13 protein-coding genes are annotated in these 12561 nt (G+C 62.5%); 5 read left to right on the forward strand and 8 right to left on the reverse strand.

Features of this window, described 5'->3' with window-relative positions:
- Positions 1-99: 99 nt before the first annotated feature.
- Positions 100-399 carry an alkylphosphonate utilization protein gene (locus AB4Z25_RS10620; RefSeq protein ID WP_112517299.1) on the forward strand — a complete coding sequence of 100 codons (300 nt, stop codon included), beginning with the start codon at positions 100-102 and terminating at the stop codon, positions 397-399.
- A 351-nt stretch (positions 400-750) separates the two neighbouring features.
- On the opposite strand, the gene AB4Z25_RS10625 is transcribed toward AB4Z25_RS10620, so the two are convergent.
- The gene (locus AB4Z25_RS10625; protein WP_112537254.1) at positions 751-2307 is read right to left on the reverse strand and encodes a helicase HerA-like C-terminal domain-containing protein; all 1557 of its coding nucleotides are present in this window, start codon (positions 2305-2307) and stop codon (positions 751-753) included.
- Between the two features lie 224 nt (positions 2308-2531).
- On the opposite strand from AB4Z25_RS10625, the gene AB4Z25_RS10630 reads away from it, so the two are divergent.
- Entirely contained in the window at positions 2532-2927 is a 396-nt protein-coding gene (locus tag AB4Z25_RS10630; protein ID WP_442207972.1) for a hypothetical protein, read from the forward strand.
- A gap of 68 nt (positions 2928-2995) precedes the next feature.
- On the opposite strand, the gene dapB is transcribed toward AB4Z25_RS10630, so the two are convergent.
- Entirely contained in the window at positions 2996-3775 is a 780-nt protein-coding gene (dapB, locus tag AB4Z25_RS10635) for a 4-hydroxy-tetrahydrodipicolinate reductase (protein WP_112537256.1), read from the reverse strand.
- 554 nt (positions 3776-4329) lie between these two features.
- On the opposite strand from dapB, the gene AB4Z25_RS10640 reads away from it, so the two are divergent.
- Positions 4330-4626, forward strand: coding sequence for a hypothetical protein (locus AB4Z25_RS10640; RefSeq protein ID WP_112537257.1), 297 nt, complete (start codon positions 4330-4332; stop codon positions 4624-4626).
- Positions 4627-4691: 65 nt separating this feature from the next.
- Here the strand turns inward: AB4Z25_RS10640 and AB4Z25_RS10645 are convergent, their stop codons facing one another.
- A complete protein-coding gene (locus tag AB4Z25_RS10645) occupies positions 4692-6107 on the reverse strand; it encodes an aldehyde dehydrogenase family protein (protein ID WP_112537258.1) in 1416 nt (471 codons plus the stop codon).
- A gap of 99 nt (positions 6108-6206) precedes the next feature.
- Here AB4Z25_RS10645 and AB4Z25_RS10650 point away from each other — a divergent pair, with 99 nt between their 5' ends.
- On the forward strand, positions 6207-7100 hold the full coding sequence (locus tag AB4Z25_RS10650; RefSeq protein ID WP_442208005.1) for a LysR family transcriptional regulator: 894 nt from the start codon (positions 6207-6209) through the stop codon (positions 7098-7100).
- Between the two features lie 3 nt (positions 7101-7103).
- Here the strand turns inward: AB4Z25_RS10650 and AB4Z25_RS10655 are convergent, their stop codons facing one another.
- The 3 genes from AB4Z25_RS10655 to AB4Z25_RS10665 form a co-directional block, all read right to left on the reverse strand.
- Positions 7104-8267, reverse strand: a complete 1164-nt coding sequence (locus tag AB4Z25_RS10655; protein ID WP_162698653.1) for an acyltransferase family protein — start codon at positions 8265-8267, stop codon at positions 7104-7106.
- A 188-nt stretch (positions 8268-8455) separates the two neighbouring features.
- A complete protein-coding gene (locus AB4Z25_RS10660) occupies positions 8456-9322 on the reverse strand; it encodes a DUF4886 domain-containing protein (protein WP_112537261.1) in 867 nt (288 codons plus the stop codon).
- Complete coding sequence (locus AB4Z25_RS10665) at positions 9283-9681, reverse strand: hypothetical protein (protein ID WP_442207973.1); 399 nt, start codon at positions 9679-9681, stop codon at positions 9283-9285. The genes AB4Z25_RS10660 and AB4Z25_RS10665 overlap by 40 nt, the downstream gene beginning before the upstream one ends.
- 200 nt (positions 9682-9881) lie before the next feature.
- Here AB4Z25_RS10665 and AB4Z25_RS10670 point away from each other — a divergent pair, with 200 nt between their 5' ends.
- The gene (locus AB4Z25_RS10670; RefSeq protein ID WP_112537262.1) at positions 9882-10289 is read left to right on the forward strand and encodes a VOC family protein; all 408 of its coding nucleotides are present in this window, start codon (positions 9882-9884) and stop codon (positions 10287-10289) included.
- Between the two features lie 4 nt (positions 10290-10293).
- On the opposite strand, the gene AB4Z25_RS10675 is transcribed toward AB4Z25_RS10670, so the two are convergent.
- A complete protein-coding gene (locus AB4Z25_RS10675) occupies positions 10294-10857 on the reverse strand; it encodes a putative glycolipid-binding domain-containing protein (RefSeq protein WP_112537263.1) in 564 nt (187 codons plus the stop codon).
- Positions 10858-10983: 126 nt separating this feature from the next.
- Positions 10984-12480 (reverse strand): glucose-6-phosphate dehydrogenase, encoded by a 1497-nt coding sequence (gene zwf / locus AB4Z25_RS10680; protein ID WP_112537264.1) that lies wholly within the window; start codon positions 12478-12480, stop codon positions 10984-10986.
- Positions 12481-12561: the final 81 nt, after the last annotated feature.

Raw genomic sequence — 12561 nt, forward strand, 5'->3', positions numbered from 1 at the left:
CTGCGGCGCAACCGCACGCTGCGGCCCCGGTCTTGCCGCGGCCGGCCGGCTGCTATAAGCGCCGGTCTCATATTGAAATTCCTTTGAGGAGACGCGCCGATGGCTGCCGATGACGACTATATCTATGACGAAGCTTCAGGCGAATGGCGCCCGGCATCCGAACTGGCCGCTGCCGCGGCAAAAGCTGCCGAGGTCCGCGACGCAGCCGGTAACCTGCTGCAGGATGGCGATTCCGTGACGCTGATCAAGGACCTGAAGGTCAAGGGCGCCGGCCAGACCCTGAAACAGGGCACGGTGATCCGCTCGATCCGGTTGACGGACAATCCAGAAGAGATCGATTGCAAGTATGATGCGATCAAGGGACTGGTGCTGCGGACGGAGTTTGTGCGGAAGCGGTGAGGGGCTGTCGGCGGAGTTCGTGGGCACCCCCCTCTGTCCTGCCGGACATCTCCCCCTCAGGGGGGGAGATTGGCTGGGAGCCGCTGCTCGGGCTTCGAAAACTAAGCGGTGCGACCTCCACACGCGTTCCCTCATTCCTGTGCTCGTCACAGGAATCCAGCCACCGCGCGTCCGCGCGGTGAATGACTCGTTTGCCTTTTGAAGAAGTCTCCCGCGCCCCAAGACTGGGGCGCACTGGATTCCTGTGACAAGCACAGGAATGAGGAGGGTGTGGGCACCGACCGCCCCGACCTCGACCTTGTAAGCGAGGAGCAGAGGGGGGGTAAACCCCACCCGCAGGCGCCGAAGAAGCTACCGCTTCAAACTCCCCAAGATCCCTCGCACCAGCGCCCGGCCGACCTGCGTCGCAACCGTCCGCGCCACGCTCTTCATCGCCGCTTCCACCACCGTCTCGCGCTGGTATCCCGAACGTCCGCGGCCCTGGCCACTCGGCTTGGTGTCGTCATCGCCGCCGCCGAAGCCCGGCAGGCTCCAGCCGGAGGTGGTGCCGGCCTCTGTCGGCTGTGCCTCCTGCGCCTGCTTGGCAGCCTCGGATTCGGCCGCCTTCTTGGCGCGGGCGGCGAGGATTTCGAAGGCGGATTCGCGGTCGAGGTCTTCGTCATAGACGCCGAGAACCGGGCTGTGATCCATCACCTGCTGGCGCTCTGCATCGGTCAGCGGGCCGACGCGGCCGGAGGGCGGGCGGATCAGCGTGCGTTCGACGATCGACGGCGCGCCCTTGGCCTCCAGCGTCGAGACCAGCGCCTCGCCGGTGCCGAGCGTGGTGATCACGGTGGCGCAATCGAAGGCCGGGTTCGGGCGGAAGGTGTCGGCCGCCGTCTTCACCGCCTTCTGCTCGCGCGGGGAATAGGCGCGCAGCGCATGCTGCACGCGGTTGCCGAGCTGGGCGAGCACGGTTTCCGGTACGTCGAGCGGGTTCTGCGTCACGAAATAGACGCCGACGCCCTTGGAGCGGATCAGGCGCACCACCTGCTCGACACGCTCGGTCAGCACCTTCGGTGCGTCGTTGAAGAGCAGATGTGCCTCGTCGAAGAAGAACACCAGCTTCGGCTTGTCCGGGTCGCCGACTTCAGGCAGTTCTTCGAAGAGCTCGGAGAGCAGCCAGAGCAGGAAGGTGGCGTAAAGCCTGGGGTTCATCATCAGCTTGTCGGCGGCGAGCACCGAAATCTGGCCGTAGCCGCGATTGTCGGTGCGCATGATGTCGGAGATCTTCAGCGCCGGTTCGCCGAAGAAATGTTCCGCTCCCTGCTGCTCCAGAACCAGCATGGCGCGCTGGATTGAGCCGACGGAGGTCTTGGAAATCAGCCCGAACTGGTTGGACAGCTCGCTGGCATTTTCGGCCATGTAATTCAGCAGCGCCGAAAAATCCTTGAGGTCGAGCAGCGGCAGCCCGGCCTTGTCGGCGATCTTGAAGGCGATGTTGATGACGCCTTCCTGCGGCTCGGAAGCGTCCATCAGCCGTGCCAGCAGCAGCGGCCCCATCTCGGCGATCGTGGTGCGGACGCGGTGGCCCTTCTCGCCGAAGAGATCCCAGAAGATTACCGGGAAGAGATCGTATTCGTAATCGGTGAAGCCGATCTGCTCGGCGCGTTTGGTGAGAAAATCTTTTGCTTCGCCCCTGGCGGCAATGCCCGAAAGGTCGCCCTTGATGTCGCCGCAGAACACAGGCACGCCGGCCTTCGAGAAGCCTTCGGCCAGCACCTGCAGCGTCACGGTCTTGCCGGTGCCGGTGGCGCCGGTGACGAGGCCGTGGCGGTTGCCGAATTTCAGGTCGAGATATTCCGGCTTGTTGATGCTATCGTCAGGATTGCGGCTGGCGCCGATGAAAATCTTGCCGTCTTCGAGCATTGCGAATTCTCCCTTGGGCCAAGGCCGCCGCTAGAGCTGGAATGCGAAGATCAGCCGCATTCATTCTCCTATAGTGTACCTGTTATAAGCAGGGAGTGTGATACCGGCAACTGTTTGCATTAAAAGCAATTCTGGACAAAGTGCCGCCTTGCGAAAGGCCGCTTGAGTTGCCGGAGAAAGTCGATTAACGTTGACGTTAACGTCAAATAAAAGGAGGCCTGACGATGAATGAAGTTGTGACCCAGATCGCTGACCGCGTGGGCATCTCGCCCGACCTCGCCGAAAAGGCGCTCGGCATGATGCTCGGTTTTCTGCAGCGCGAGGCCGATGACGGCCCGGTTGCCAAGATGATCGAAGCGATCCCCGGCGGTTCCGATCTCGTGGCCCAGTTCAACGGCGAAGGCGCCAGCGGCGGTGGTCTGCTGGGCGGGCTGATGAGCGCGCTCGGCGGCGGTGGCGGCATCATGGGCCTCGGACAGCAGCTGATGAGCGAGGGCCTCGGCATGGGCGAAATCACCGCGCTCGCCAAGGAAACGATCGTCATCGCCAAGCAATATGCCGGCGAGGAAGTCGTCGATCAGGTCGTCGCTTCCGTGCCGGGCCTCAGCCAGTTCGTCTGAGACGAAGGTCATTTTGGAAATCGAAGCCTCGCGCCTTGGCGCGGGGCTTTTTGTTTGGCGCTGCAGCCTCAGGATCGTCGCGGCAATCCGAGCACGTCCTGCATATCATATTCACCCGGCGCCCGGCCGGCGGCGAAGCGGGCGGCAGCCAGTGCGCCGCGCGCGAACATGCCGCGATCAAGTGCGGAATGGGAGATCGTCACCACTTCCTCGGCAGCGGCAAAGAGAACGCTGTGTTCCCCGACGATTCCACCGCCCCTGACGACCGAAAAGCCGATCTCGCCAACCGGACGCTCGCCGGTGATGCCGTCCCGGCCGCGGCGCTCGACAGATGCAAGCGGCACGCCACGGCCCTCCGCAGCGGCGTTCCCCAGCATCAGCGCCGTGCCTGATGGCGCGTCGATCTTCCGCCGGTGATGGGCTTCCAGAATTTCGATGTCCCAGGTTTCGGCAGGCAGGGCAGCCGCCGCCTGGGCGACGAGGCCGAGAAGCATGTTGAGGCCGATCGAGAAATTACCCGAGCGGACGATCGCAATGCGGTCTGCCGCCTTGCGGATCCGGGTAAGCTCCTCCGGCTCGAACCCCGTCGCCCCGATCACCAGGGCCGGCCCGTTTCTTGCGGCACAGAGTTCCGCCAGTTCGGCGGCAGCAGCTGCCGTCGAGAAATCCAGGATCACATCGGCCGCTTCGATCGCCGCCGACCGGTCGATCAGGCCGCCGCCGCTGCTGCCCTGACGGCCAAAACTGCCGGCATGCAGGAATGCCGGATCACCGGAGAGCGCCGAAACGATCGCCCGGCCCATCCGGCCCTGCGCGCCGCCGACGGCAATTTTGAGAGGTGAGGTCAAGGCGTCTCCATGTGGTGGGATTTGCGGCAGGTCGGGGGTACCGCATACCGTTTTCCGTGGGCGGCGCAAGCGTTTGGCGAACGGTGCCGTTTTGAGGGAGCGCAGCGTGGTGTGCAGCGGCAGGCTTTTGGATGGTGACAGCCTGTATCCGTAGCCCCCTTATCCGGCCCTGTCGGGCCACCTTCTTCCCGAGGGGAGAAGGGGATTGCAGAGGTCGCGCCAACCTTCCCTTCGCCCCAACGGGGAGAAGGTGGCCCGACAGGGCCGGATGAGGGGGCCACGGGCCGCAACTTTCACCGCCAACGCTCAGAAAAAGCATTGCATTTTCAATCGCATCCCCGCCCTTCATCGCATCCGGCTCAAACGCCTTGAATCACTTTCTTCACAACGCAGCCATTCACCCGCACCAAGCCCCGGAATGACACAGCCGCAGGCTCGCTTAACCTCACATTTCCAATCGCCAAATATTGATCGCCAGACGCCGCTGACGCAGGGAACAAAACCACTCCGTCGGCTGTTTCAGCCGCGATGATCACACCGGAAGGATAACGATCATGCGCAGGCTCATTTCAATCACATCCATAGTGCTTCTCATTGCAGCCCCGGCCTTTGCCCAGTCGAGCATGGGTGTCGATACCAACGGCCGTTTCGATGGCAGCCCGCCTCCCGGCACGTCGCCGGCCTATGACGCGCAGCAGAGCGGCTTGGAAATACCGCTCGACCCGATCGAAACCGGCGGCATAACCATCCTGCGCCCGTCGAACTGGAGAGCGCCGTGCGAGCGCGACAGCACGCATCAGACGCGCCGCGACGGCACCGTCAACGCGGCCTGCCCGGACCGCACAAACTAAGGCTGGCGGCCCGATTGTTCAGCATCCGCCCGCAGCTTTGCGGGCGGAATGACGGCGTCTGCGCGCTAAGCCAGGATCGCCCGCGGCTCCAGAAACGCCTCGAGCCCGAAGGTTCCGAACTCACGGCCCATGCCCGATTGTTTGAAACCGCCGAAGGGTGCAAGCGGCTCGTGCGGCGCGCCGTTGATCACCACGCGGCCGGATTCCATCTGCTCGGCCACCCGTCTGGCGCGGTCGATGTCGCTGGAATGGATATAGGCCTGCAGCCCATAGCTCGTGTCGTTGGCAATGCGGATCGCATCCGCCTCGTCCTTGTAGGGGATGACCGAGAGCACCGGTCCGAAGATTTCCTCGCGGGCGATCCGCATCCCGTTATGCACGTTGGCAAAGATCGTCGGGCGCACGAACCAGCCGCGCTCGATGCCCTCAGGCCGCCCGCTGCCGCCGGTGAGAATCTCGGCACCTTCCTCCTCGCCAAGCCGGATATAGGATTGCACCCGGTCATACTGCTTCTGGCTCACCATCGGCCCGATCTGGACTGTGGGATCATCTGGCTTGCCAGTCTTGATCGCTTCGATGCCCGATTTCAGCCGCGGCAGGATCTCGGGCATCAGGCTTTCCGGCACAAGAATGCGGGTACCGGCGACGCAGGCCTGGCCGCTGTTCATGAGGCCCATCATCAGCACGGCCGGAATGGCGCTGTCGAGATCGGGATCGTCGAGAATGATGTTCGGTCCCTTGCCGCCGAGTTCCAGCGTCACGCGCTTCATCGTCTCGGCGCCGGAGCGCAGGATCTGTTTGCCGACGGCGGTCGAGCCAGTGAAGCTCACCTTGGCGATATCGGGATGGCTGCTGAACTCGGCGCCGACGACATCGCCGCGGCCGTTGACGATGTTGAACACGCCTTTGGGCAGCCCTGCCTCATGCAGGCATTCGGTGATCAGCTGCGTCTGGATCGCGCTCATCTCGCTCGGCTTGATGACGACGGTGGAACCCGCAGCCAGCGCGGTGGCCAGCTTGGCGCAGATGAAGCCGTAATTGCTGTTCCAAGGCGTGATTGCCGCTACGACGCCAAGCGGCTGCATGGTCACCGCGGCGCGGCCGATCGTGCGGGTGAACTCGTAATTCTCAAGCACTTCCGCCATCTTCAGGAATGCCGAGGCAGCGTAGGGCACCGAAAACCCGGTGAAATATTGCGGCGCGCCGTATTCTTCAGCCATCGCCGCGGTCATCTCTTCGGCGCGGGCGGAAACCGCAGCGGCCAGCCGCTGCAGCATCTCGATCCGCTCTTCCTTGCTGGTGCGCGAGAAAGCCGGGAAGGCGCGCTTGGCGGCGGCGATCGCGGCGCGCGCATCCTCGCGGTTGCCGAGCCTGACTGTGCCGATCTTCTCCTCGGTCGAAGGATTGAAGAGTTCGGCGGTTTCCTCGCCTTGAGGCGTCACGAAGGCGCCGTCGATATAGACCTGAGTAATGTTGCGCATCGCTTTTCTCCTTTATGCGATACGCCCTATCTGGCACCGGCCGATTGATCTGATAAGCTGCTCAATAACGGACGAGCTGATAAGGAGATCAGGACAATGATGCGCGGCACGCTGGCGGAGCTGGAAGCGGTGATCGCCGTCGCGGCCAAAGGCGGCTTCCGCGCCGCCGCCCGCGATCTGTCGATCTCCTCCTCGGCCCTCAGCCAGCAAATCGCCACGCTGGAAGCAAGGCTGGGCGTCCGCCTCTTCAACCGCACGACCCGCAGCGTTACACTCTCCTCGGCTGGCGAGCAGTTCGTGGCCGAGGTGACCCCGGCGCTATCGGCCATCCGCCGCGCCATCGACCAGGCCGACGAGCACCGCTCCGAGCCTTCGGGCACGCTGAGGATCAACACCTCGGTCGGCGCGGCGCGGATGATCCTCGCGCCGCTCGCCGTCGAATATCTGAGGCGCTACCCGGCCATGCAGCTCGAAATCGTCACCGAAGGCGCGCTTGTCGATATCAACGCCCAGGGCTTCGACGCCGGTATCCGCATCCTGGAATCCGTGCCGCCGGATATGATCTCCGTGCCGATCAACCGTTTCATCCGCCCTGTCATCGCCGGCTCACCCGGCTATTTCAAAGAGAAGGGCATCCCCAAAACGCCTGCCGATCTCGAAAACCATCGCTGCATCCGCGCCCGCATGGCGAGCGGCACCATCTATCGCTGGGAGTTCGAGCGGCGCGGCGAGGCCTTCACCATGGATGTGCCGGGAACGCTGATGCTCGACGAAAGCGACCTCATCCTGAGCGCTGCGAGAGAAGGGGCGGGCCTTGCGTACCTCAACGAATGGCAGGTCGGCGAAGACCTGGCGGCCGGCCGCCTGGTCCGCGTGCTTGAGGACTGGACGGCGCCCTATCCGGGGCTGTGCCTCTATTATCCCGGACGGCGGCATATTCCGGCCAAGCTCAGGGCGTTTGTCGAACTGGTCAGGGAAGTCAGATGGGATTGAGGGTCAATCCGCTGTGGCTCCGGATGGCGTTGTTTTCAGAGGCGATTTTATCAAGGCCATCACCCTTGCGATAAGAGGCGAAAGGAAGGCCTTTATCAGCTTCTGCGCCTCGCCGATCAGTCCGCAGCCGAGTGTGCTCAAGAGCACCACCGGGACAAAGGATCGAATATCCAACGGGCCCATTTTTGAAATCTGATGGGCAACGATGATGATGACGGTCTGGTGGGCCACGTAGTAGGTCATCATCGATCTGTTCAGGAATACGATCACGCGGTTGGGGCGGTTAGCGATCCTGCCGGCAAAGCCCAGCAATGCGATGATGGCGCACCATTGGAAGATCGATCTGGCAATCCGCACCAGGACGACGACGGCATCCGGCCAATCTTCCCGCGGAACGGCAACGACGGCTGCCGCGACGACCAGAAAAGAGATGATGGCAAGAGCGCCGCCAAGCCATCTCTGCCGGTCGACTTCACGCCAGAACGTCGACTCCTCCATCAGCAGCGAGCCGGCCATGAACATCGAGAAATAGACGAGATGGGCATAGACGTCGGTGTGTATGGCCCGCGTCTCGCCGAAGACCGGGTACAGCCAGAGTCTCGAGGCGGAAAGCAGGATGATCGGGATCAGGAAGAGGTTTACGCCGCGGAGCGAATTTGCGAGTGCAGACGGGAGGTTTGGCCAGACCCTCTGAAGATAAGGCCAAAGAAACGACCAGGCGAAGACGTAGATCCAGAGATAGGCCAGGAACCAGAGATGCTCGAGCGTTAGCCCGGAGACCATGAAGGCTTTCCAGAATTCCCAATAGGAGAGGCCGGGAAAAGGATTGAACTCCGAAAGATAAATCTGGGGCGGGACAACAAGAAGGACGCCGAACGTGAAGGGTAGCAGCAATTGCCGCGTTCGCGTCCCGCGGATGTCACTGACGGACCGGCTGCGCAGAAGCGACCGCGTGACAAGCCCCGAGATGAAGAAAAGCAGGCTCATCCGCCACGGATGAGAGGCGGCAGCAATCAGATCGACCAGCCGGCTGCCGTCGATGGAGTTGAGCAGCCATGTTCTCGTCCCATAGGCGAGACTCGTGTGATAGATGATCAGCGTGCCGAAACACAGGACGCGCAACGCGTCGAGATCGTGGCGCCGCCCGCCCGATTTGATGTCCGTCATGATTGTTTGCCCCAACCCAGGCAATGCAATCATAGGAATGTTTATTAGATCTTAATTTTTCTTCTCAGGTTGCACCGGGCGCCCGCAAATCGCAATTTTTTGCGGCAACCTGAGATATGTGCGCCAGAAATGCGCTCTCGCCGGGCATCCGAACTTCGCGATCGTTGTGAACGTGGCGCCGCCGCCGTTCAGGTCGATCCGGACTTGCCGCTGACACCATTGGCGGACGGCACGGCGTTTCGCGCCGCTTCCTTGAAATATTGGGAAACCGTCAGACGCAGTGCCTTGGCATCGTCAGCTGAAATTCCATGCGGTTCGTAGGTGACATCGGCCACGTCGCGTTTCGAAAAATAGCCGTAGAACATCAGCGCCGACAGATAGCTGCCATAGATCGATGGATGGTTGCAGTCGTCGTAGAGGGTGAAAGGCTGAGGACGGCTCTGCAGGTCTTCCCAGACAAGCCCGACATTGACCAGATCGACCCCGGTCGATGCGGCAAGGCGGGCATGCTGTTCCTGAATATTGCGATGCATGTTGGCATAGCCGGCAGGCGAAATCCCGGTTGCCGATTTCGGCATGCCTTCGTTGTCCTTGCACTGATCTGTATAGCGCCAGGTCACGAACATCGCAGGCCTGGACCCTTTGCCTTGCGCTTCCCGGATCAGATCGGCGGCGACATCCCAGGTGTGGCCGGCGCGCTCGGCGCTGTATTGATCGCTGCTCAGCACCTGCAACACGACATGATCCCAGCGCTGCGCCAGCAGAGCCTGCGTATTGGGGTCGTCCATATGGGTCTTCAGACTGACGCCGGGCTCGGCATCCATGACGATCTCAAGCTTGTTGGGATAGCCCGCGGAGTCGGCAATCGAACGCACCATGTCAGGCATGTGGTGATAAAAGGTCCGGCTGTTGCCGATGAACAGCGCCGTCTCCTGCGGCCGCTTATCAAAGACATCGGCGGCGTCGCGCACATAGCCGCTGAATGGCGGCAGAAAGACCAGTGAGCCGAGTAAAATTACAAACAGGGTGCCTGCCCGAGCGAATTTAAACAACATGTGTCCTCATGGCGGTCGCGGTGCCCCATGAGGTAGCCATCGATATGTAAAGGATGGGTTGAATAAACCACGCGATTTTTAGGGCTGGGGGTTTTGGGGCGGCGGAAATGAGTCAGCGCAGGTTGGATCCATGGCGTAGGAGCCTTCCACCAGCCCAGCTGGCAATAACGGCCCCGCCAAGGATCGTTCCTGCCGCCGCGAAGAACACTGCCATCGCCGGCACCATATCGGCCGGTTGCCGCCTCGACGAGGATCAACAGGCTGAGCGGAACCATGGCGATCGGCAACCGGGCGATGAAAGCCGCGATATAGGACCAGCGGGCGGCGGATATCGTGAGGATGGCAAGATATGCGTTCACGGCTCAGGCCACGCCGGTGGTTTCGCATCAACTGTCATCCTGCTCACAAATCCATCCCCCAGAATCGGGTGCGTCGCCACCTATACAAACGGCGCCGGAACGAAATGGCAACGCTTCCGCTGATAGGCTGGGCCGTTGGCGGCACGCAAGTGGGCAGGATCGAATGGCGGACATCGCTTCGCCGAAAGGGTTTAAGGGCAATGTTCAATCGCGTGATAATCTATGCGGCCGATATCGAGGCAACCGCCAGCTTTTACGAAACGCACTTTCAGTTCACCGTTCGCAGGCTTGAAGGTGACAGGATTGTCGAGCTCACTCCGAACTCGGGTGGTGGGTCGATCTTGCTTCATCCGGCGGCCAAGGGGCAGCGGCGCGGGCAGTCCATCGTAAAGCTGGTGTTCGATGTGCAGGATGTTAGCGCGTTTTGCGGCGAATGCGTAGCGAAAGGGTTGACGTTCGGTCCCGTTCACGTCGCCGACGGCTATGAATTTGCCAATGCCAAAGACCCCTGCGGCAACTCGATTTCAGTATCCAGCCGGGCATACCGCTCGCCTTTGCCGGATGCCTCTAGTTCGCTTATCCGCAAAGGGCTGAAACCGGAGCGTTGACGCCTCACTCCGGGGGCGCCACCCTCTCAAACAAATGCTCATACATCACCACCAGCCCCCGCTCATCCACCCTGAGATCCGCCTCGAACCCGATCGAGTTACCAAGATCGACATAGCGAACCCGCCCAGGCCCCTGCCTGTCGTAGCGCTGCCTGGAGCGGTGCACCATCATCGCCGGGCCGTCGATGAAGGCGGTGTCGAGGGTCAGGGTGGCGCCTGAGGTTTCCGGGGTGCGGCGGATCGGGAAGGTGTTGCAGAAGGGGGTGACGGAGAGGTCGGGTTCGTCGGCGCCGTCGAGATCGGGGCGGCGCAGGCCGTCGACCGTCCAGCCGCCGGGCACGCGCTCCAGCGTCAGCCTCCGGTGGTCGCGGCCGTTCCAGCGCTCGACGGCCACCGATTGCGCGCTCCAGCTGGCGTCCAGCCGCCAGTGATGGTCGAGCCGGAAGCCGCCGTCTTCGAGACAGAGGACCGTGGAGGATGCCGTGACGCTTTCGGCGCCGATCGACAGGGTGAGCCGCTCGAAACCTTCGATATCGGTACGGCGCCAGAACAGGACGGATTTTTCCATGCGAGAGCCTCCCTTATGCGCGTGGATGCGCCTTGCGGAGATCGTGCAGAGGGGGCGTCAGCCGAACTCCCGGCCCTGTGGCCGGGCACAACCTAGCATTTTTACGGCCGCCGTTGAACCATACGGTTATGAAGGCTTCGCCAGGGCGCCGATCTGGTGCCAGTGGCGGTTGTCGCGCTCGATGAGCTCGTCGGCGCAGGCGGGGCCCATCGTTCCCGGCGCATAGGCTTCCGGCTCGCCCTCCTTGGCCCAGAGGTCGAGGAAGGGCTGGACGGCCGCCCATCCGGCCTCGATGCCGTCGGCGCGCTGGAACAGCGTCTGGTCGCCGATCATCAGGTCGTAGATCAGCGATTCATAGCCGGTCATTTTGCCGATATCGAACTTGTCGGCGTAGCGGAAATCGAGCGAGACGGGCACGGTATCGACCGACAGGCCGGGGGACTTGATGGAGATTTCCATGCTCATGCCCTCATCCGGCTGCACCTGGATCACCAGCCGGTTCGGCGGCAGGCGGCGCGTCACGTCGGTCTCGCGGAACTGCGCGAAGGGCACCGGCTGGAAGGTGACGACGATCTCGGTATCGCGCGCCGTCATCGCCTTGCCGGTGCGGAGATAGAAGGGCACGCCCGCCCAGCGCCAGGTATCGGCATAGAGCTTCAGCGCCACGAAAGTCTCGGTCTTGCTATCAGGCGCCACCTGCGGCGTGTCGTGGTAGGCGGTGATATCGGCGCCGTTGAGCTTGCCCGCAGTATAGAAGCCGCGCACGCCATGGGTCTTGGCTTCCTCCGGCGTATAGACCCGCAGCGCCTTCAGAACCTTGCTCTTCTCGTTACGGATCGCCTCGGCGTCAAAGCTGTTCGGCGGCTCCATGGCGATCATCGCCAAGAGTTGGAAGAGATGGTTCGGCACCATGTCGCGCAGCGCGCCCGTCGCGTCATAGAAGGCGCCGCGGCTGCCGACATCGACGATCTCGGCGGCGGTGATCTGCACATTGTCGATATAGCGGTTGTTCCACAGCGCCTCGATCATCATGTTGGCAAAGCGCGCCGTCATCAGGTTCTGCACCGTTTCCTTGCCGAGGAAATGGTCGAGCCGGTAGACTTGGTTTTCCGAGACCTTGGCGAGGATCTGCGCATTCAGCGCCTTGGCCGAGGCAAGGTCGGTGCCGAAGGGCTTTTCGATGGCGATGCGCCGGAAGCTGTTGTCGCCTTCCGTGGTCAGCTTGTTGGCGGCAAGACGCTCCACGATTTCGCCGAAGAAACGCGGCGGAACGGCGAGGTAGAAGGCGGCATTGCCGTCGAGCCGCTTGCCGATCTCGCCATAGATTTCATCCTTGGTGAAATCGCCGGAGAGGTAGGAAATGCGGCTGCGCAGCTTCAGCCAGGCTTCGTCCTTCGACAGCGGCTGGTCGCCGCCGAGGCCGGAGAGAAATTCGTCCAGCTTGCCGCGCAGCATCTCGTCATCGCCGGGATCGATGCCGATGCCGAGAATATGAAGGTCGTCGCCGACAAGGCGGCTGCGCGTCAGGTTGATGATCGCCGGGATCAGCAGGCGCCGCGTCAGGTCGCCCGTGGCGCCGAAGATCACAAGCGTGGCGGGCGGGGTGGGCACGGCATCGGTCATGGCGGTCTCGCTCCTTGCGTATGGCAGCGAATATAAGCGAGGGGGCGCCGGGAGCAAGCGGGACGGCGTGACGCAGAGTGC

This window comes from Rhizobium sp. RAF36 (assembly GCF_052114105.1).
In the GTDB taxonomy this organism is placed as follows: Bacteria; Pseudomonadota; Alphaproteobacteria; order Rhizobiales; family Rhizobiaceae; genus Rhizobium.